Consider the following 20,285-nt stretch of genomic DNA (forward strand, 5'->3'; position numbering starts at 1 on the left):
CGACCATTCTAAATGCATGGGGAACGATCTCAACAATACCTTTACATTGTTTATAAATACTATTGGGTTATGCTCTTCATGAAATATTGTATAAACTGTTCCTGGAACGCCTTGAACAGCTTTTTTATTTCGGCATCATCCTTATCAAGGATTAAGGAAAGGAGAGAAATGCCTTCTGAAAAAGCAACCAGTCCCGCGCTGATGTGAGGTACGGATGCTTCCTCCTTGCAGGCTCTGGTAAGAAGGATGTGAACCGTTTCGATCCACTCGGAATAGGCTTTCCGGAGTTTCTTTTTTATTTTGGGGTTGTATATCGCCAGTTCCTGAAACTCGATAAATATTTTTGAAAGGTCACGGTTTGAAGTGATGCGATGGTAGGCGAAATCAAGGCAGGCGCGCAGCATATCCTCGGGGTCCTTAAAGTCAGGTGTTTTTGAAGCCATCCAATCTTCAAAAATGGTTTTGTAGTCTTCGATGACAAATTCGATATAGTTAAGGAGTATGTCTTCTTTACTTTTATAATAGTAATGCAGCATACCGTGATTGATTTTGGCGGCAGCAGCAATATCTTTAATCGAGGTCTGATTAAACGGTTTTTTTAATAAGCACCGGGTCAGTGCGTCCATGATCTGCCGACGTCTTTTTTCCTGTATCGGAGTGTGCGCCATATTTTGAATCCTCATGCGTTTTATATGGTATCGGGAATATCGTAATCACTGTTCCCGGCCGTATGTTCATCCACCTATCCCGGTTATTTCACGAGTCGAGTTTGCCGCAAATGCGAGGCGCAGCACGCGAAGCTGTAGTGAACTACTGCCAGCATGCTGCAACAAAGCAGGTGCGGTGCAATCGGCTCGCCCAGAGGGTGAAAGTTTTTGATATAAAATGGACCGCATTCCTTTAAATGACAAATAAGGCTTGTCTTTTGTCAAAACGGATAAAATCAGCCATAACCGTTTAAATATAATAATAATATCAATGTCAAAAATTTTCATGAAATATCCGGGCTGTCATTCCATACGGAGACTATATCAATTAAAAATTATAATTCCAGAAAAAAATTAGTTGACAGACTAATTTTTTTTGTTAGTCAACCAACTAATAAACACAAAAACCATTTTGGCAAGGCTTCAAGAATCGATAATGTGAGGTGAATAATGAAAATCGGAATACCAAGAGAGATCAAAAAACTGGAGAAGCGGGTGGCGGTGACACCGGCAGGTGTTGAGGCTTTTGTCGCCAAAGGCCATAAGATTTATGTGGAAACAGGTGCGGGGGCAGGCCTGGGAATTTCAGATGAGGTTTTTCAGCAGGCAGGAGCGGCGGTGTTATCGACAGCCGATGATGTCTGGCATGAGGCGGAGATGATTATCAAGGTAAAGGAGCCGATTGAACCTGAGTTTGACAGGATGAAACCCGGCCAGATACTTTTTACGTATCTTCACCTTGCAGCCGATTCGGAACTCACCCGAAAGTTGCTGGGAAAAAAAGTGATCGGCATTGCGTATGAAACCGTTCAGTTAAATGACGGCAGCCTGCCACTGTTTGCGCCCATGAGTGAAGTGGCCGGACGCCTGGCAGTGCAGATGGGATGTTTCTGTTTAGAGTCCAAAAATGGGGGCCAGGGGCTTCTTCTTTCCGGCGTTCCCGGGGTTCCTCCAGCAAATGTAACCATTATCGGCGGTGGGATCTCCGGGTTGAATGCCGCGCATTTAGCCGTCGGCATGGGGGCCAGGGTTACGATTCTGGATATTAACCTGAACCGTCTGCGTTATATCGAAGATATTTTCCATTCCCGGATTGTCACCAAAATGTCGAATACCCGTAATCTTGAAGAAAGTGTTTCTACCGCGGATCTGGTTATTGGATCGGTTCTCATCCCGGGTGCAAAAGCACCGAAGCTGATCACCCGTGAGGTGCTTGCGAGTATGAAAAACGGGTCGGCCTTTGTGGACATCGCTATCGATCAAGGCGGCTGCGCATCTACCAGCAGGCCGACAACCCATGACAACCCGACATTTGTGGAAGAAGGCGTTGTGCACTACTGCGTGACCAATATGCCGGGGGCAGTACCGATGACGTCTACATATGCCCTTACAAACGTTACCCTGCCTTATGCATTGGAATTGGCGGACAAAGGGTGTGATCTTGCCCTTGAGGAGAATGAATCATTAGCAAAAGGACTCAATGTCTATCACGGGCAGCTCAGGAACGAAAAGGTCGCGGAATCACTTGGGATGGATTGCTGCCACGTACCCATCTCATGTAATTAAACCCATCAAAGGAGGAAATATGTCCCCTATCATAGATGCTCATTCTCATATCGGTGATATTCTGTATCCGGGCGGCGGCAAAATTATCGAGAAAAAAGGGGTCCGGAAAAAACTGATATTCGATCCCATAACCATATCGCAGATGGGCTTGAATCGAGATTATGGAATGGGGAACCTGCCCTACAAAATATTCTTACATTGGGTTATCAGGGCTGAACAGGAACGGAATTTTACGGCAACACGGGAGAATGCCCGAAAATCAATGGATAGAAACGGGGTGACGGCTACCGCATGCATGCCCATTCCACCCTATGTTGTTTTTTCTGACGTTAAAGCGGCGGCAGAAAAAGACCCGGGGCTGATTCCGTTCACAGGCGTTGATTTTTCCGATACATCACAATTGGACAAGCAATTTGAAGCGGAAGTGGCGGCAGGTGCAAAGGGCCTGAAGCTTCATCCCATCATTCAAAAGGTATCTTTTACAGACCCACGGATGAAGAAAGCGGTCCAAGCCTTCATGCGGTTTGATCTGCCCATACTGTTTCATGCCGGCGTTTCCAACTACTATGTGGGCAGCGAGAAAGGGAAAAATATTCCGGAAAATGGCGGCATTAAAGAAGCCGCGGAACTGGTTTCATCCTTTCCTGAAGCAAAATTTATCGTGGGGCATGCCGGCATGTTTGACGTAAAAGACGTCATGCAGATGTTGGGCGGATACCAGAATGTATGGGTGGATACGTCCATACAGCCTCCCGGAAAAATACGGAAGTTAATTGATGTGTTCGGGGAGGATAAAGTCCTTTTTGCGTCGGACTGGCCCTTCGGGTCCCGGAAGCCGGCCATCAAGGCGGTAAAAGCCGCCTGCAAAGGCAACCAGCGGCTGGAAAGAAAAGTTTTTTATGAAAATGCATGCCGTTTAATGAAGATAGAACTGTAGATGTTTACAGGCCGGATACGAAAGTTCCGGCGATAAAAACGATTTTACGAGAAAGGAAAACCATTATGAATCAAACAAGCCGGAAAACCATATCCCGGAAGGAACGGAATCAGGTTTTCGATGCCTTTGGAAAACACATTTCCAAGGGACAGATCCGTTATCTGACCGCAGGTCACCTGGATGTACTGGAAGGAGAGCGAGACGGCTTCCGGTTTTATGAAGGCCAATCCGGTAAAGCTTATCTCGACGGGTTTTCATCAGCCGGATGTTTCAATGTCGGGCGCTCTAATCCGCAGATCATCCGGAAACTGGAAGCGGCTGTGGATGACTATGATATGGGCACCTACGGCATGCTGTCCGCGCCGAAAATCAAGCTGGCCAAACTGCTGGCAGACATAGCCCCGGGTGACCTGAACCGGGTTTTGCTGTGCGGAACCGGCGCCGACGTGGTTGAAGGCGCATTAAAACTGGCCAGGGCCGCCACCGGGCGCAATGAAATTATATCCATGCTGAAGGCCTACCACGGCCATTCCGGGATGAGCCTGTCGGCCAATGGCAAAGACTATTACAAAGAATTGTTTCTGCCGTTAATGCCGGGTTTTTGTTTTGCCCCCTTTGGTGATCTTGAGGCGATCCGTCAAATGGTGTCCAAACGTACCGCGGCCATCATACTGGAGCCGATTCAAGGGGAAGGCGGCATCCACGTGGGAACGGACGAATACCTCAAGGGGCTTCGTGAACTCTGCGACCAGTTGGGGATCATGCTTGTTTTTGATGAAATCCAGACCGGTTTTGGTAGAACCGGCAAGCTCTGGGCCTCCGAACATTCCGGTGTGGTGCCGGATATAATGCTTCTGGCCAAATCAATCGGCGGGGGGGTGTATCCCAACGCCGCGATTCTTTATCGCGACCGCAGCGAGCTCACCGACTATGTCGACCGTAACCCCGAGTTTCATCTGTCCATGGGCGGCGGCTCTGATCTGGGCTGTATTGTGTCCACTGCCGTTATTGAATATATCGTTGAGAATAAAGTCTGGGAAAATGTCGCCAAGATGGGCAACCGCCTGCTGGAAGGGCTCCGAAGTATTCAGAACGAAAATCCGGGACAGATCCTGGAAGTCCGCGGCCGGGGCATGATGGTCGGGATCGAGTATAAACAGGAATTCATGGGTATGCTCATGGCCGATTGCCTGGCAACCCACGGCATGTTTGCCGCCTATTCCGGCAATGCGCCCCAGGTGATGCGGTTCCAGTTCCCCACAGCCGCGACAGCCGAAGATATTGATGAGGCCCTGGCGGTTATTCGCAAAGCCATCAAGCTGAGCAAATTGTATATGCTGGCCTTGGGACCGCTTTCCAAAATCCCCTTTGTCCGGGAAGCGATGAATAAGGGGGATATTATGGTCACCATCAACAACTTGCTGCGCAAGGCCGCATTCTGGGAATAATCAAACAAAAAATTTCAGGAGAATGAAATATGAATAAACTTATGGCAGACGCTCAACAGGTATTTGGAAAAGGTGTTGTGGAAAATCTGGTGGCAAAGGGATTGGACTGGGTAGAGTCCGGCCGGGAGGGATGGGTTGTTCATGATTCAAACGGCAATGAATTGATTGACTGTTATTGTTCGTCCGGCACGTATAACCTGGGCCGGAAAAACCCCGCCATCGCCCGTGCACTCAAACAGGCCATCCATGAAACCGACCAGGGCAACTTTGTCATGATCTCACGGGAAAAGGCGATGTTGTCGGAAAAACTGGCCCGATTCACCCCGTCTGGCCTGGACTGCTGTCTGTTTACGGTCGTAAGAGGCGAAGCTGTGGATGCCGCCTGCAAGCTGGCCCGTGGGTATACCGGCAGATCTGAACTGATCACCGTGGACGGGGGCTGTTACGGCCAGACCGGGTTTGCCATGACCCTGTCCGAGCGGGCAGACAAGAAAGACTTCGGTTCTCTGATACCGGATGTTCAGACGGTCCCCTTTAATGACATCGATGCTGCCGGAAGATCAATCACCAAAAAGACGGCGGCTGTCATCCTGGAGCCGGTTCAAACGGAAAACAATTGCCGCACCGCGGACAAGGATTACCTCGTTGCCCTGCGTAAATCTTGCGATCAAACCGGGGCGCTGCTGATTTTTGATGAATCCCAGACCGGGTTCGGAAGAACCGGGGAAAAGTTCGCCTCGGATTATTTCGGTGTGCTGCCGGATATCATGCTTCTCGGTGAAGCTCTGGGCGGCGGTATGTTTCCCTTCTCGGCCATGGCATTTACAAGTACCGTGAAGACGTTTTTTGATGCCCATCCCCTGATCCATTTGCTGACATTCGGCGGACATGATGTGGGCTGCCGGGTCGCGGCCGCTGCTTTAACGGAATATGATCAGGTACAACCCTGGCAAAACGCCAAAAAACAGGGAAAGATACTGTCGGAAAAGCTGAAACAACTGGCCGGCTCAAACCCGAAACTCAAATCCGTTCAGGGTGTTGGGCTGCTGTTATCCCTGGAATTTGAAAACGCGGAAGCGGCTGAAGCATTTTGTCGAAACGCGATTCAGCAGGGGGTGCTGGTAAAAAGCGGAGAGGTCGCCAAACAGAGTGTCGTCATCCGTCCCCCCCTTACCATAACCGATCAGGACCTGGAGAAAATCGTAACCGGGATAGAAAAGGCTTTATCTGCCCTGTAAACCGGGAAACAATTTGGGGACGTCTATTTTTTGAGGGAACCATGCTGAATATAATTGGCATTTCCGGCAGCCCTGTCAAAGACGGCAATGTGGAGATGTTCCTGCACACCATGCTTATGCACGCCGAAGAGCACGGGGCCAGAACAACGGCCATAAATCTCTCCCGGCTGCATATTGCAGACTGTAATCATTGCAACTTCTGCCTCAAACGTCAGAAAGCTGGAAAATACTGCGCCCAAGAGGATGATGTCCAAGGGGTCTATGAACTGCTGGAAGCCGCGGACATTATCGTCCTGGCCAGCCCTGTCTATTTCATGCGCTTAAGCGGCCAGATGGCGTCTTTTGTAGATCGCCTCCGGGTATTTGTCTTCGGCAATATAGCGGGGGGCAGTCTGAAAAACAAGATCGGCATAAGTGCTGCTGTTGCCTGGGCCCGGCATGGCGGGTTCGAGACCACCCACCTGACGCACATCACAGCTTTTCTGGCGCTGGAGATGCTGCCGGTCAGCGTGCACCATTGCATAAGCCCGCTGGGCGCCTCGGCTGTGGCCAGCCAGGGAGGCACCGGAGTCTTTGACAAAGCGCATCGTCACGGGGTAACGCTCGATGAGGCCGGACTGCACTCTGGCAGGGCCATGATCGAGCGCGGCCTGGAACTGGCGAGGCTGGTTAAACGATAAAACGCTGGATGCCAGTCTAAACACGGGGACAGTATATCTGTTTCAAATCCATTGCCTGCGTCCTCACTGTAGGGGCGACCGGCTGGTCGCCCCTACACACGGGTAACCTTCAGTTGGCCTTTTATTTTGTTTTACCCAAATAACGGATTGCGAAACAGGGAAATACCTGCGGAATTCCCAAAAAGTCTTCTGCCATCTTTAACCCTTAAGTAGTATTTTTATCGGAGGACAAAATGGAGCAGTGGCATCCATCATGTTGCATGTTATGCGGCATGAACTGTGGTTTGGAACTGCTTGCTGAAGATAATAAAATTATCAAAGTCAAGCCGATGCAAGATAACCCCAGAAGCAAAGGGTACATCTGCCGCAAGGGAATGAATGTTGTCGATTATCAGCATCATTCAAGTCGGTTAACGCATCCCTTGAAAAAATCCGAACAGGGATTTGAAAAAATATCCTGGGGTCAAGCCATCCGGGAAATCAGTGAAAAACTTAAAGCTGTGACAGAACAATACGGTCCTAAATCGTTTGCATACTTGGGCGGTGGCGGTCAGGCGTGCCATTTTGAAGCATTTCTGGGATTGCAGCTTATGCATTCGCTGGGTTCAAAATATCATTACAGTGCCCTTGGACAGGAATTGACCGGCCACTTCTGGGTCTACGGAAGGGCACTTGGAAAGCAGAATTGTTGGCCAGCCCCCGATGAAGCAAACTCGGATATGCTGATCGCAATCGGCTGGAATGCCATGGAAAGTCACCAGACGCCACGGGCCCCCCTTATTATGAAAGAATTTTCTAAAAACCCGGAAAAGTGTCTGGTGGTGATCGATCCCCGAAAATCAAAAACTGCCAGAATTGCTGATATCCATGTTCCTGTCCGTCCGGGAAGTGATGCCCTGCTGATTCGCGCCTTGATTGCCATGCTGGTGGATAAGGATCTGCTCAATCATCAATATATGAAAAAACATGTGTCTGGCTGGGAAAGAATCAAACCCTGGTTTGAAAATTTTGATTATCGAACAGCGATATCCGTTTGTGAAGTGGACTATGACCAGGCTGAAAATCTGTGCCACCTGCTTGCCACACGGAAATGGTGCATGCATGCTGAGATGGGCGTATTAATGAACCGGCACAGTACCGTCACCTCTTATCTGCTCGTTATTTTGACGGCCATTTGTGGACGGCTCCTGGTCCCAGGAGGCGTTGTGATTCCGGGGAAAATGGTCCCATTAGGTTTTCATACGGATGAACGGGATGATAACAACTGGCGGACCCAGACCACGGATTTCCCGGCTATTGATGGATTTTATCCGCCTAATGTAATGCCGGAAGAGATATTGAGTGATCACCCCGAACGACTGCGGGCCGTTATTACCTGTAACAGCAATCCGCTCAGGTCCTATGCGGATACGCCCGCGTATGAAACTGCTTTCAAAAAGTTGGACTTACTGGTGTGCATCGATATCGTCATGTCTGAAACAGCGGAGCTATCGGACTATGTACTCCCGGCCCGTTCCGGTTTTGAAGGATGGGATGGCTGCTTTTTTTCCCTGACCCATCCGGAAATATATTTTCAGATGAGACATCCTTTTATTGTCCCGGAAGGCGACACGCTTGAGGCGGGAGAGATATATACACGGATTGCCGACAACATCGGTCTTATCCCGGACATCCCTGATACCCTTTATAAAGCGGCTAAAGAGGACAGGCTTGCCTACGCCATGGCACTTTCAATCTACGCATATGAAAACCCGGAAGCGTTAAGACGCCTCCCTTTTATCATTACCAAAACGTTAGGACCGGCATTGGGGTCCGCCCATCTTGCTATGTTGTGGGCGATTATCCAGCAAATGGTAGTGAATTACAAAGCGCCCAATGGCAAATTAATGGAATCGGATGACCTTTTTTTACACCTGGTAAATGAACAGGATAGTTTGACGCTTCTTCCGGATCTGCCGAAATGGCTTAAGCGATCACGGTACTCGAAAATAATCATGACCATTCTCATCCTTTCACGCATTCGTCCTTCAGATCTTATATGGGATCTTAACCGGCATGGATTTACCCTGGTTCAAGCCATTAAAGACACCTTTGCCCCTAAAAGCGTTTTTAAAATATTAAAAACAGTTATTGCCAGCAGAAGTTTACTGCCGCTGATGCAGTTATCTCCCTACATGGCGCTGTCAGAACGCGTATTTAATGAAATCCTTGAAAACCCCAGGGGGTTGATCATTGGCAAAAGTAATGCGGATAATTTTACCAGTATCAGGACTTCTGACAAAAAAGTTCAGCTTCATATGCCGGAACTGGCTGAGTGGCTCCAATCGATCACCGCTGATTCGGAAGAAAAGGAACTCGCCCTGGACCCGGCTTACCCGCTGATTCTGAATGCCGGCAGCCACATGCCGGCCAATGCAAATACGCAGGTCAGAAAACCTTCATTTATTGGTAAAACCCGAGGGTGTACCCTTTTGATGAATCCCCGGGACGCAGATCTTCTCGATCTGAAAGATGGTGAAATCGTTAATATCGTCACAGAGGCCGGTAGAGAGCAAGTAGAGATAGAAATCACAAAAAATGCGCGCAAAGGCCAGGTGGTCATGCCCCATGGATTTGGATTGAAATACGAGGGGAAGGTTTACGGTGCCAATGTAAATCTTTTGACGAAGAATACACACCGCGACAGATGGGCGGCAACTCCGTATCATCGGTTTGTGCCATGTCGAGTAGAAAAAATATGATTCTTTGTCCCCGGAATATTTCCCGGTGTGGCAGGTTTTCAAAGCGGAAATTTCTAAAACAATAAAAATACCCGGAGACCTTCCAATGCAAAAAACCCATTACGCGGTCTGCAATATCTGCGAGAGCACCTGTGGCCTTGAAATCGTTACTGACGGCAAAAATATAATTTCCATCAAGGGCGACAGGCAGAACCCCTTCAGTCGCGGTCACATCTGCCCCAAAGCCCAGGCGCACAAAGATATATACAATGACCCGGATCGTCTGCGACATCCGGTTCGCCGAAATGGGGATCACTGGGAAAAAATATCCTGGAATGAAGCCATCCGGGAAGTCGCTGGCCGTCTTGTCAGCATTCAGAAAAAACACGGTAATGACGCTCTTGCCTTTTATTATGGAGACCCGGCGCTTCATAACAATGCCACCTTTCTGATGCTGAAGCCGTTTAAAAAATCCCTGAAATCCAAAAATCTGTATTCCGCTATTTCCGTGGATTCTCTTCCCAAGATGCTGGTATCATATCTTATGTACGGCAACCAGGTTGCCAACTCGATTCCTGATATCGATAGAACGGATTACATGCTGATACTGGGTGCCAATCCACTGGTGTCCAATGGAAGCCTGATGACCGCCTCCAACATAAAAAAACGGCTGAAAAATATTCAGGAGCGGGGCGGTCGAATTGTGGTGATAGACCCCAGGAAAAACGAAACCGCTGCTATTGCGGATGATCATTATTTTATCCGTCCCGGAACCGATGCCCTGTTTCTTCTGGCTATGCTTCACACCATTTTCAGAGAGGGGCTGTATAATAATGGGAACGTGCTTTCCATCGTTAAAGGGGTGGATGAATTACGTGAACTGGTGAAACCTTTCACGCCGGAACGCGTGAGCAGACGTGTCAGCATTCCTGCCGACGACATCCGCAAGCTGACCCGGGAATTCGCCACTGCTGAATCAGCCGTTTGTTACGGACGTATGGGTATAAGCACCCAGGAATACGGAAGTACAACCACCTGGTTGATGGAAGTGGTCAATATTGTCACGGGAAATCTGGATCGACCGGGCGGAGTGATGTTTACCACGCCGGCGGCGAACCTGGCCGGCATCGCCAAGCTTCTGAAGGAAACCGGCAGCTTCAACCAGCACCGGAGCCGGGTCGGCGGACTGCCTGAATTCAATGGTGAGCTGCCGGTGGCCGCCCTTGCCGAGGAAATGGAAACTTCCGGTCCCGGGCAGGTCAAAGCGCTGGTGACCCTTGCCGGTAATATCTGTCTGTCCCGGCCCAACAGTGGCCGGTTGCTCAGGGCGCTTGGAAACCTTGAGTACATCGTCTCCATCGACATCTACATCAATGAAACCAGCCGGCACGCCAATATAATATTGCCGCCGGCGTGTTCTCTTGAGGAGGATCACTTTGAAGCGATTTTTTACGCCCTGGCGGTTCGCAACATTGTAAATTACTCAACCTCCGTGTTCCCGAAACCAGTGGATGCCAAGCATGACTGGGAAATACTCCTTGCCCTCATCGCCGCCTTAAACAGTGCGCGTGGTTTTTTGCCCTCGATTCCCGGACGCATTATGCACCCATTCATGCGCGTATTTAATCCCAAAAGACAGCTGGACCTTCTGCTTCGCCTCGGCCCCCATTCGCTGTCCCTTAAAAAGCTGAAACAATCACCCCACGGTATTGACCTGGGTCCGCTTGAGCCAAGGGTCAAACAGGTAATTAATACGCCTGACAAAAAAATAAAACTGATTCCCGAAAATTTCCTGAAAGAAGTTGAAAGACTAAATAAAAGTTTGGACGAAAAATTGCCCCTGGAAAAAGGAGCGTTACAACTCATCGGGCGACGTTCGCGTAAAGGAATGAATTCCTGGCTTCACAACTGCCCGAGCCTTCAACGGGGAAAAATCGAATGCACCCTTCTGATGAATCCCGAGGACGCCCGGCAACGCGAATTTGAAAACGGTCAAATCGTGAAAGTTGCCACATCCAACGGCAGTATTGAAATCGAGATGGAAACAACCCTTGAGATGATGCCGGGGGTTGTCAGTATCCCCCATGGCTGGGGACATGACCTTCCGGGTGTAAAATTATCACTGGCCAAGACCAGACCCGGGGTCAATGTAAACCTGATCACCAATGATGATTTGATTGACAAAGGGTCGGGTACGTCCGTGCTCTATGGAATTCCGGTGGTCGTGACGTCTGTTGAACAATTAAAAGGGAACCTATGAAAAATTCAGCTTTTAATCTCACATTGCGCGTTATTGTGGTTATCGTGATGCTTTGTGCCGCGTCTCCGGTTTTGGGAGAATATGATTGGGATATAAAAACGCCAATCCCCTCTTACGACCCTCTGTGGGATACCTTCAGCGTCATGTGGGAAAACCGCTGGGAAGGCGAAAACACTGACGAAATGATCTCCCTTCTTGAAAAACTTGAAACAAAATACAGCGACAGGATTGAACCCTGCCTTTTTCTTGGCAGGTGTTACTACATAAAGGGCCTTCACCAATTAAGTGAACGGCACAATTTCAATAAAATCGCTGAAACATATGCGGTAAAAGCATATAAAATAGACAATGATAATTTCCATGCCTTTTTCCTGCTTTTAAATGCACTAAGCAGCCGTGAGGACTACAATTATATCATGTCCAATTATGGTGAATGGATTCATGCGATGAGTCCTCTCAAAGAACTAGCCGCTCTGCCTGATCTGCCTCCATCAGAAGCGTGGCATGAGGCCAGGAAAAATTGGGAACAGAAGCACGATATTGCTCATCTTCGAATAGCCATCAAACAGATTGAAGCCATTGCAAAGAAGAACCCCAACGACGGCCTTTCACAACTATGGGCATGCCAGGCATACTACAAGCTGGGTGATTATTATATGCAGCAGGGCGAGCATAAAAAAATGGGCGTTCCAAACTACCAGATCGCCATGGAATATGCAGAGAAGGCCCTTAAATTAATGCCCTATAGTGTAGAGGCGCATTACTGGTACCAGCTTTCCCTTTCCAGAAAGATACAGGTCGCGAACATTTTTACTAAAGCCTTGTATTTAAACACACTAATGGATCATTTGATTTTTTGCATTCAGGAAAATGCCTTGTATGAATTTGGTGGCCCGGTAGATTGCGTTGCAACCATGATTGTGGAAGGTGGATGGGTATGCGAAAAAGCCATGGACATGGCTGGATTCAACATGAATATAATTATCAACATGCTTCAAACCAACCAAATCCTGTTTCCGGATAACACTTACAATGCCTATATTACCGCGGTGCTCATGGATAACGAGAACCGAGAACAGGAAGCCCTTGCAGTATTGGAAGAATTGTTAAAGAAAGGGCCGCCGGCGCCTGATCATCCAAACAGAAACAATGCACTTTATATACATGCATACAACTTGTCCAATGCATTGCATGAAAAACTGGTTTCAGAAATTAAATCCTGATCCAGATCAACTGAGAGTACAGAGTGGGGGCAGCCCTTAAACGTCGAGCTCAAAACTTACTGGTTTTTTGAGGTGGGAGAGTTGTTTTTAACTGGACCTGCCCTTTAATGGGCGACCCCAGCCGAAGATATTGACAGGCAGGGCGACATTGTTATGCAGTACACACACAAAATCTCTTATCCGCTCAGTAAGTTTGCCGTCCGGCCTTGCTTGTGATTACAGAAGGCAGGTGAAGTTTCTAATTTTCATAATACGAGGTGAAAAAATATGACAAGTCATAAGCAGGTCAGCGCTTTTTGCGATGACATTATCTCCAATATGGATGCCGTAGAAATTGCCCGCCATATTGCCGCTGGAGAAATAAAAGCATCAGAAGCAGTTGAAGCTTCAATTTTGCGGGCAGAAAAAGTCAACCCCGAACTTAACGCCATTGTGACTGAAACATTCGAAGACGCCCTTGAAAAAGCGAAAGCCCCTCTTGACAATTTTTTTTACGGGGTTCCGTCCTTTATTAAAGATAATGATGAAGTGAAAGGTTTTCCCACGCTGCAGGGCTCGCGGGCTGTGGCCAAGGTGCCTTCGCCTGAATCCAGTGAATTCGTCAGGCAGTTCCTTTCGACCGGGTTAATTTGCCTTGGCAAAACATCATTACCGGAATTTGGTTTAACGGCTACGACGGAACCGTTGGCGTCCGGCCCTACACGAAATCCCTGGAATTCTGATTTTTCCACGGGCGGTTCCTCCGGCGGAAGCGCCGCATTGGTGGCGGCAGGCGTTGTTCCGATTGCTCATGGCAATGACGGCGGCGGCTCCATCAGGATCCCCGCGTCCTGCTGCGGGGTTGTCGGTTTAAAGCCGAGCAGAGACAGGCTGGTAAACATGGAGGCCGGAAAATATCTGCCCGTCAATATCCTGCACGAAGGCGTTCTTACACGCACGGTCCGGGACACGGCCTATTTTTTTCATGCGGCCGAACAATATTACAAAAATCCAAAGTTTCCTGAAATCGGACTTGTTGAGCACCCCGGCAAAAAACGTCTGAAAATCGGTATTTTTACAGATTCGCCGTATAGCGAAGCCTGTGACAAGGATATAGCCGAAGCGGTTTACAGTGTGGGAAAAGACTGTGAGCGCCTGGGGCATAAAGTAGAGGAAATCTCTTGTCCGGCGACAAAACAGATGGGTGATGATTTTATCGTTTACTGGGGGATGTTGGCGTTTTCAATTAAACATTTCGGCAGCCTGTTTTTCGGGAAAGGGTTTGACAAAACAAAAGTGGAACCCCTTACATCCGGTTTGAGCCGGTATTTTTTAAAAAAATCATATAAGCTTCCGCTTTTGCCGCTTCGCATGATGCAGTTTACCCGGCTTTATAAAAAAATTTTGGAAGAATATGATGTGCTTCTGTCTCCCGCCCTGGGGCATGAGCCTCCTGAAATCGGTTATATGGGCCCGGACCTGCCGTTTGAAATTGCGCTTGAAAGGCTTGAAAAATTTGTGCCGTTTACGCCGCCGCAGAACGTTACCGGAACCCCGGCCATTTCATTGCCGTCAGGCCATCAAACGTCAAACGGGCTGCCGGTTGCGATACAATTCGCAGCCGGGCTTGGCCAGGACAAAACCCTGCTGGAACTGGCTTTTGAAATCGAAGAAGCCAGGCCCTGGCCACTTATCGGATAGTTCCGTATACCCCTCAAAACCACCGAAAAACAAGGCCTAGAGTGCCCTTTTTACCCCTGAAAAAGGACATTCTAAGCTCTTTATTATGGAAGGCGAAAAGCCTTCCGCTGCATTTTTACCCTCAAAAAGGTGGTTTTAAGGGCTAAATATCGAAATCCCTCGAATTGTCCTGCTAAGGTTTCATTGGATAGTCAGGGGAGAGTGATCTTTCGTTTTTCAGGATCCTGGTGCTGCCTGAAGAGAATCGCCGTGTGGCCGATGGTTCCGGCTACCTCACATTTATTCTCGACTTCAATACGTTCGATGATCTCTTTTTTTTGATCTTTTTCTTTAAAAGCAAGCAACTTTAATTTTATAAGTTCATGGGTATCAAGGGCTTCATCGATTGTTCGAATAACTGCATCTGTTATTCCTTTTTGACCAATTGACACCACCGGCTTAAGGCTGTGAGCAAGCTCTCTTAAATATTTTCGTTGAAACCCCTTTAACTGCGTCATAGTGTTTTATTTCCTTTTTTAGTAAAGGGGGCAAGTCCTCCCTTGACTCATATCTCTTAAGACACGCCCCGTATCATAAATTCATATCATACTTTTTGGGATTTACAAATGTCCCAGGTGGAGAAACGGCAGAAATTCCGGGGACAGAAGTTCCGGGAAATTCCGAAATTCCGGTGACAGTATATCTATTTCAAATCTATTACCTGCAGGAAAGAAGTATACTGATGTCTCCGGAATCTCCCCGGAATTCAAAAATATTGCCATGCAGGACAGCCCCTGCTATAGATATTGACAGGCAAAAATGCCATATCCATATATCCAGGCAGCATTCAAAGGCATAAATGGAATTGTACAAATGAAAAAGGGTTTCATGATCAATCAAATCAGCGATCGGGAGTTTTGGGCGGGGAAACATCACTACCTTATCGGCGACGATAACATTTTTTATGTTACCCTGAATGGCGATGCCGACGATGAAATGGGTATTGAAATTGACCGTATGATCAATCGTATGGTTGAGGATATTGACGGTGAGATTGATTTGCTGATCGATCTTAACCGCGCGGGGAAAACGTCTTCCAGGTCGAGAAAGTTTTTCAAGGCCTTTACCGAGACGGGCAAATGCCGAAAGGTCGCCCTTTTCGGAATGCATCCCGTGTCCATGGTCATCGCTTCGTTTGTCATGGGTGTTTCGAGAAACAATGACATGAAATTTTTCAAAACCCGGGAAGACGCCATGAAATGGCTCAGGCATACGTGAACCCTTATCTGCCCCTTCTCGCCGAGACCATATGAACAAGAGTGAAGAAACAAGAATTGATCAGCTGATCCGGCATATGATGCGGATCGCCCGGGGCGATTATGAAGACCGCCTGACCGTGTCGGACCGGAACGATGAACTGGATGCGCTTACCATCGCCGTGAAAATGATGACGGATGACATCAAGGCATCCATCGAGGAAATCAAGGACCTCCAGGAGAAAGTGCACCGGCTGAAAAAGATGGAAGCCCTGGGCCTTCTGGCCGGGGGCGTGGCCCACGATTTGAATAATATCCTGTCCGGCATTCTGACCTATCCTGAACTGCTGCTTATGGACACCGCCCTCTCCGAAAAAACAAGAAATGGCCTGGAAGTCATCCGGGGGGCGGCGGTACGGGCAGCCGCCGTTGTCAATGACCTGATGAGTCTCGCCAGAGGAATCGACTCGGAGAAGAGCCCTCTGGTGTTGAACGACATGATTGACGAATTTTTACTGACCCCTGAATTTATCCGCATCCGTGATGCCGCCCACGGTATCCGGATCCAGGCCGATCTGGAACCCGGGCTCAGGCATATCAATGCCTCGAAAATAAGCATGTTCAAGCTGCTGTTAAATTTCGTCATGAACGCCGTGGAAGCCGTGGACGGGGAAGGGGATATCATTATTTGCACGAAAAATCTCCATCTGTATACCCCCCTATCCGGTTATGAACTGATTGAAAAGGGAGAATATGTGGTTCTGACGGTCTCCGACACCGGTTCCGGTATTTCTCCAGACCAGCTGGAGCGCATCTTCGAGCCGTTTTACTCAACGAAGATCATGGGGAAGAGCGGGACGGGGCTGGGGTTGACGATTGTATGGAACATCATCCGGGATCACCAGGGGTAAGTCAACATCGTCAGCGGTGAACAGGGGACCCGTTTTGAATGCTTTTTCCCCGTAACCCAAAGCCCTCAGGAAGAAAATAGGAGCCAGCCCGTTAATGCAGGCAGAGGCTGCGGACAGCGCATTCTGGTGGTGGACGATGAACCGCTTCAGCGGAAATTGCTGTGCGAGATTTTGAACACCCTGGGATATTCTCCCGTGGCGGTTCAGAGCGGCGATGAGGCCGTCGCCTGCGTTCAAACGCAGTCTTTCGACCTGATTCTGCTTGACATGATTCTTTCCCATGGCATAAACGGCCGCCAAACATACGAACGGATCCTGGAAATGGTTCCCAGGCAGAGAGCCATTATTATCAGCGGATATACCGAAACAGAAGATATGGCCGCTGCCATGGGGATGGGGGCGGGTGGTTTTATTCAGAAGCCTTACACCATTGATAAAATCCGCCAGGCCATTGAAACGGAACTGTCTCGATGAAGTTGAAATGAAGCAATCCCGGGAGCCGGATACTGCCCCCGTTTTTTGCCCGTTTTCCAGCTTGTCCATTCTTTTGCGAAGCGTGTCGGGGTTGCTTCTCAGTTTTTCCGCGGCACCACCGGGTGACCTCTATTTTTCACCGGCCGCGGCCACAACCCGGTTACGTCCGGCCCGCTTGGCCTCGTAAAGGGCTACATCGGCCGTCTTAAGCAGTTCGTTGATATTATCAATATCGTCTGAAGGGCAACTGGCGACACCAAAACTGGCGGTTACCTGGATGATATTGCCATCGACAATAATTTCCGCATTCGCGATACTGGCCCGCTGACGCTCGGCCACCTTGACCGCGCCGGCCAGTGTTGTGGCTGGCAGCAGCATCGCGAACTCCTCCCCGCCGTAGCGGCCGACCTCGTCGGTTGGCCGGGCCTTTTCCGTCAGGATCGTCGCGATTTTTACCAGCACCTTGTCACCGGCAGCATGGCCGTAAGTATCGTTTATGGCCTTGAAGTGATCGATGTCTATCATGATACAGGAAATATGGGACGATGGGCGTCGCTGGCCGCTGGACAACTCTTTTTCGCTGCGTTCAATAAAGGTTCTGCGGTTGGTCAGTCGGGTCAGCCCGTCAACTGTGGACATTTTTCGGTAGACGTCTTCCCGGACGCCCCAGCGCTTGAAAGTCACGATGGTGATATAAAGCATAATTGTCAGGGAAACCGTTATAAACACCTGCACGCCGAACCAGACCGGTAGCGGCGATCCGTCCGGATGAAGCGGAATGCGAGTGAAGAGCGGCGCGTGGCGAAACATCCCGCTGCTGTCCATAACGATGAAGGCAACCAGCGCCCCGAAGGAAGCCAAATATGCCAGCCGAACTTTACGGATATCCGCCAGCGAAGAAGAAATGCTGGCACCAAAAAAAAGAAACAGCGCGCCGAAGGTGTAATACGTTCCGGTGAACCAGGACCCGGCACAAACGATGACGACATAAGAGCCGAACATAATGTTTTCCATCAGTGGCCAGCTGGATTTTTGCCGGCGCCGGTGAAAGGCCGCCAGGATGAAGTAGAGTAGCAGTACGAAGACAAACCCATACAGTGACAGCAATGCAATGACGATCGACCTGTCAAACCATTCGGGCGAAACAAGATAGGCGACCAGAAGCACCCCGCCAATGAAGACCGGGGAGAACATTACCAGCAGGACGAGCAGTATCATACGGTCAATGTGGGGCCAGTCCAGGGGATTGGACAGCCAGCTGTGCTCAATCGAGCCTTCGGTTGCCGGCGTTAAAGAATTGTTTTTATCAGGATCAGCCATGCGAAAGTCTCCCAGTCAATTCATCCCGTCCTAAATTCATAACTTTTATAATATCAGATGCCGTTAATTTATAAAGAGATAACGGAGCGGCGCAGAGCATAAAGGCGGGGGAAGATAAGGCTGAAACCTTCCGCTGCATATATGCCTCTCGTCATACAACTTCGCCTTAACTAAATCTGGATTCCAGCTCGAAGGCAGGTATGAAGAGGGATTGTGATAATAATTAAGGGGAACTTAGGGCCGCCCTTCATGTTTTCATGTTTGGGGCTCAACAAAAACGGAAAATTCTTTAAATATTCGGGTTAGCCCGGATATTTCACGAGTTGATTTGGCCGCAGATGCAAGGCGCGGGACGCGAAGCTGTAGACAATCTACCGCGAGCGGCCTGCAACACAGCAGATGCGGCCAAGGTGACTCGCCCGAAGGGTGAAAGTTTTCGACATACATTGATATAAAATACCTTAAGCCGCTTATGACAGCTTGTATTTTCAAAAATCGCCTGAATTCTATATCTAACCGTTTATGTTTGGTATGAATATCCATCCATGTCGAAAATTTTCATGAAATATTCGGGTTAGCCCCAGGGAAGGGCCCACCGCACCAGCAGAAAATAAAGCACCGAACAGACCACAAGATAGATGCAGGGCCGCCACAGGAGCCGATAGACCGGTTGCAGCGAGGTCTTGAAATAGGAGTTGGAGAGCAGCAGGCAGAGGTGCAGGGGGGAGAGCAGCACGCCGGCAAACCCGCAGGAGAGGGCCAGCATGAAGTAGGGAATCATGAGGTGGGCCTGGTCCTGTGACGTGATCAGGGAGATCAGGATGGGAAAGGCGCTGCCCACGAACGCGATGGTGATGCCCGTGAGCAGGCCCACGATAAACGGCAGTACCGCGCAAATCAGGGCCAGGGGGATCCCAAGGCCGACCAGCTCCATTGAGACGGCATCTACGGCGCCGCTGTCGTACAGCACCTCCTTGAAGATCATGATGGCCACCACCATGTAAACGATTTTAAAGACCTGGGGGCTGATCATGATGGCCCGACGGTCTTTCCACGGAATGCGGTTGGCCCGCCACACAAGAAAAATCCCCGCGCACAGGGAAACCACCAGGCCGGTCTCCTTGGCCACGGAGAGTTTGGGAAACCCCAGGGAGACCAGCCAGCCGATCAGCAGCCCGGCACCGATCACCACCAGGATGGGAGCAATCTCTTTTAAAAAGGGTTTCACCGGCGGCCTGCCGTCGGGATGGGGCGGCGGCGCGGTCAGGTTGAATTTACCCACCGGCAGCCACCCGATTCGCATGACCACCAGGGTCAGCGGGAACATCAGCCCCATGAACAGGGGCAGGTTGATGTCGGCCAGCACCGTGGCCAGCAGAATGCCGGGATACATGGGCCACCAGTATTCCCAGATATGCCGGAACCAGTAGTTGATGTAGCTCAGGGTGGCACCGGACAGACCGGACCGGTTGCCGATCTCCTTGACCATGGGCGCTGAAAACACGGCGCCGCCCGGCATGGGCAGCAGGCCGATTAAGGCGGGAAAGATCGACAGGTTGAGCCGCGGGCTTCGCACCAGCCCCTGGAAAGACGTGAGCAGACGGCGCAACTGGCCGTACTGTTCCATGCTGCTGCTGAACACGATGATCAGGGCCACGATGATGCAGAGGCTGATGGTTTTGGGGTGGAACAGGCCGTTAAACACCGCCGTAGCCGAGGCCCTGAGCGGCAGCATAAAAAACAGGGCCACCAGCAGTGCCCCGGCCAGAAAGGCGGATGCCAGGGATATCTTTTTTCGGATCAGAAGGACAATGGCCGCAAAAATCACGGCTATTTTTACCAGCGCGGGAATCGTAAAAACAAAGTTCATGTTGATAGGGTATCGT

Annotated in this window: 17 protein-coding genes; 12 read left to right on the forward strand and 5 right to left on the reverse strand. The window is 49.6% G+C overall.

Translation table 11 applies throughout. The features are described from left to right. Nucleotides 1–59: 59 nt before the first annotated feature. On the reverse strand, nt 60–626 hold the full coding sequence (locus DOLE_RS17085; RefSeq protein WP_052294251.1) for a TetR/AcrR family transcriptional regulator: 567 nt from the start codon (nt 624–626) through the stop codon (nt 60–62). 108 nt (nt 627–734) lie between these two features. Further along, nucleotides 735–995 (reverse strand): hypothetical protein, encoded by a 261-nt coding sequence (locus DOLE_RS18150; protein WP_153304365.1) that lies wholly within the window; start codon nt 993–995, stop codon nt 735–737. A 162-nt stretch (nt 996–1,157) separates the two neighbouring features. Between DOLE_RS18150 and ald the strand changes: the two genes are divergently transcribed. The 9 genes from ald (at nt 1,158) to DOLE_RS05520 (ending at nt 14,459) form a co-directional block, all read left to right on the forward strand. Then, nucleotides 1,158–2,273, forward strand: a complete 1,116-nt coding sequence (ald, locus tag DOLE_RS05480; protein WP_012174495.1) for an alanine dehydrogenase — start codon at nt 1,158–1,160, stop codon at nt 2,271–2,273. Continuing rightward, a complete protein-coding gene (locus DOLE_RS05485) occupies nt 2,233–3,210 on the forward strand; it encodes an amidohydrolase family protein (RefSeq protein WP_167320846.1) in 978 nt (325 codons plus the stop codon). Before ald ends, DOLE_RS05485 begins: the two co-directional genes overlap by 41 nt. Before the next feature lie 65 nt (nt 3,211–3,275). Continuing rightward, entirely contained in the window at nt 3,276–4,658 is a 1,383-nt protein-coding gene (locus tag DOLE_RS05490; protein WP_012174497.1) for an aspartate aminotransferase family protein, read from the forward strand. A 29-nt stretch (nt 4,659–4,687) separates the two neighbouring features. Further along, nucleotides 4,688–5,896 carry a class-III pyridoxal-phosphate-dependent aminotransferase gene (locus tag DOLE_RS05495; protein ID WP_012174498.1) on the forward strand — a complete coding sequence of 403 codons (1,209 nt, stop codon included), beginning with the start codon at nt 4,688–4,690 and terminating at the stop codon, nt 5,894–5,896. A gap of 41 nt (nt 5,897–5,937) precedes the next feature. Beyond that, the gene (locus DOLE_RS17090; protein ID WP_012174499.1) at nt 5,938–6,576 is read left to right on the forward strand and encodes a flavodoxin family protein; all 639 of its coding nucleotides are present in this window, start codon (nt 5,938–5,940) and stop codon (nt 6,574–6,576) included. 233 nt (nt 6,577–6,809) lie between these two features. Then, nucleotides 6,810–9,317, forward strand: a complete 2,508-nt coding sequence (locus tag DOLE_RS17095; RefSeq protein ID WP_012174500.1) for a molybdopterin-dependent oxidoreductase — start codon at nt 6,810–6,812, stop codon at nt 9,315–9,317. A gap of 85 nt (nt 9,318–9,402) precedes the next feature. Continuing rightward, nucleotides 9,403–11,556, forward strand: coding sequence for a molybdopterin-dependent oxidoreductase (locus DOLE_RS05510; RefSeq protein WP_012174501.1), 2,154 nt, complete (start codon nt 9,403–9,405; stop codon nt 11,554–11,556). Then, complete coding sequence (locus DOLE_RS05515; protein ID WP_012174502.1) at nt 11,553–12,779, forward strand: tetratricopeptide repeat protein; 1,227 nt, start codon at nt 11,553–11,555, stop codon at nt 12,777–12,779. Before DOLE_RS05510 ends, DOLE_RS05515 begins: the two co-directional genes overlap by 4 nt. 267 nt (nt 12,780–13,046) lie before the next feature. Next, the gene (locus DOLE_RS05520; RefSeq protein WP_012174503.1) at nt 13,047–14,459 is read left to right on the forward strand and encodes an amidase; all 1,413 of its coding nucleotides are present in this window, start codon (nt 13,047–13,049) and stop codon (nt 14,457–14,459) included. 191 nt (nt 14,460–14,650) lie between these two features. Here DOLE_RS05520 and yhbY read toward each other — a convergent pair whose 3' ends face one another. Then, complete coding sequence (yhbY, locus tag DOLE_RS05525) at nt 14,651–14,956, reverse strand: ribosome assembly RNA-binding protein YhbY (protein ID WP_012174504.1); 306 nt, start codon at nt 14,954–14,956, stop codon at nt 14,651–14,653. Nucleotides 14,957–15,326: 370 nt separating this feature from the next. Between yhbY and DOLE_RS05530 the strand changes: the two genes are divergently transcribed. The 3 genes from DOLE_RS05530 to DOLE_RS05540 all read left to right on the forward strand — a co-directional run bounded on the left by DOLE_RS05530 (nt 15,327) and on the right by DOLE_RS05540 (nt 17,079). Further along, nucleotides 15,327–15,716: a SpoIIAA family protein gene (locus DOLE_RS05530; RefSeq protein WP_012174505.1), complete on the forward strand. Its 390-nt coding sequence runs from the start codon at nt 15,327–15,329 to the stop codon at nt 15,714–15,716. 31 nt (nt 15,717–15,747) lie between these two features. After that, nucleotides 15,748–16,605: a sensor histidine kinase gene (locus tag DOLE_RS05535; RefSeq protein WP_041280379.1), complete on the forward strand. Its 858-nt coding sequence runs from the start codon at nt 15,748–15,750 to the stop codon at nt 16,603–16,605. Nucleotides 16,606–16,731: 126 nt separating this feature from the next. After that, nucleotides 16,732–17,079 (forward strand): response regulator, encoded by a 348-nt coding sequence (locus DOLE_RS05540; protein WP_041280380.1) that lies wholly within the window; start codon nt 16,732–16,734, stop codon nt 17,077–17,079. A gap of 129 nt (nt 17,080–17,208) precedes the next feature. On the opposite strand, the gene DOLE_RS05545 is transcribed toward DOLE_RS05540, so the two are convergent. Continuing rightward, the gene (locus DOLE_RS05545) at nt 17,209–18,399 is read right to left on the reverse strand and encodes a GGDEF domain-containing protein (RefSeq protein WP_012174506.1); all 1,191 of its coding nucleotides are present in this window, start codon (nt 18,397–18,399) and stop codon (nt 17,209–17,211) included. A 574-nt stretch (nt 18,400–18,973) separates the two neighbouring features. After that, on the reverse strand, nt 18,974–20,269 hold the full coding sequence (locus DOLE_RS05550) for a DUF401 family protein (protein ID WP_012174507.1): 1,296 nt from the start codon (nt 20,267–20,269) through the stop codon (nt 18,974–18,976). Nucleotides 20,270–20,285: the final 16 nt, after the last annotated feature.

Origin of the sequence: Desulfosudis oleivorans Hxd3, from assembly GCF_000018405.1 — a bacterium.
GTDB lineage: Bacteria > Desulfobacterota > Desulfobacteria > Desulfobacterales > Desulfosudaceae > Desulfosudis > Desulfosudis oleivorans.

Coding starts and splice junctions, on each gene's coding strand:
- DOLE_RS05550 (WP_012174507.1), bottom strand. CDS start 20,269: ATGAACTTTGTTTTTACGATTCCCGCGCTGGTAAAAATAGCCGTGATT.
- DOLE_RS05530 (WP_012174505.1), top strand. CDS start 15,327: ATGATCAATCAAATCAGCGATCGGGAGTTTTGGGCGGGGAAACATCAC.
- DOLE_RS05535 (WP_041280379.1), top strand. CDS start 15,748: ATGAACAAGAGTGAAGAAACAAGAATTGATCAGCTGATCCGGCATATG.
- DOLE_RS17085 (WP_052294251.1), bottom strand. CDS start 626: ATGGACGCACTGACCCGGTGCTTATTAAAAAAACCGTTTAATCAGACC.
- DOLE_RS05495 (WP_012174498.1), top strand. CDS start 4,688: ATGAATAAACTTATGGCAGACGCTCAACAGGTATTTGGAAAAGGTGTT.
- DOLE_RS17090 (WP_012174499.1), top strand. CDS start 5,938: ATGCTGAATATAATTGGCATTTCCGGCAGCCCTGTCAAAGACGGCAAT.
- DOLE_RS17095 (WP_012174500.1), top strand. CDS start 6,810: ATGGAGCAGTGGCATCCATCATGTTGCATGTTATGCGGCATGAACTGT.
- DOLE_RS05545 (WP_012174506.1), bottom strand. CDS start 18,399: ATGGCTGATCCTGATAAAAACAATTCTTTAACGCCGGCAACCGAAGGC.
- yhbY (WP_012174504.1), bottom strand. CDS start 14,956: ATGACGCAGTTAAAGGGGTTTCAACGAAAATATTTAAGAGAGCTTGCT.
- DOLE_RS05490 (WP_012174497.1), top strand. CDS start 3,276: ATGAATCAAACAAGCCGGAAAACCATATCCCGGAAGGAACGGAATCAG.
- DOLE_RS05520 (WP_012174503.1), top strand. CDS start 13,047: ATGACAAGTCATAAGCAGGTCAGCGCTTTTTGCGATGACATTATCTCC.
- DOLE_RS18150 (WP_153304365.1), bottom strand. CDS start 995: ATGAAAATTTTTGACATTGATATTATTATTATATTTAAACGGTTATGG.
- DOLE_RS05515 (WP_012174502.1), top strand. CDS start 11,553: ATGAAAAATTCAGCTTTTAATCTCACATTGCGCGTTATTGTGGTTATC.
- ald (WP_012174495.1), top strand. CDS start 1,158: ATGAAAATCGGAATACCAAGAGAGATCAAAAAACTGGAGAAGCGGGTG.
- DOLE_RS05510 (WP_012174501.1), top strand. CDS start 9,403: ATGCAAAAAACCCATTACGCGGTCTGCAATATCTGCGAGAGCACCTGT.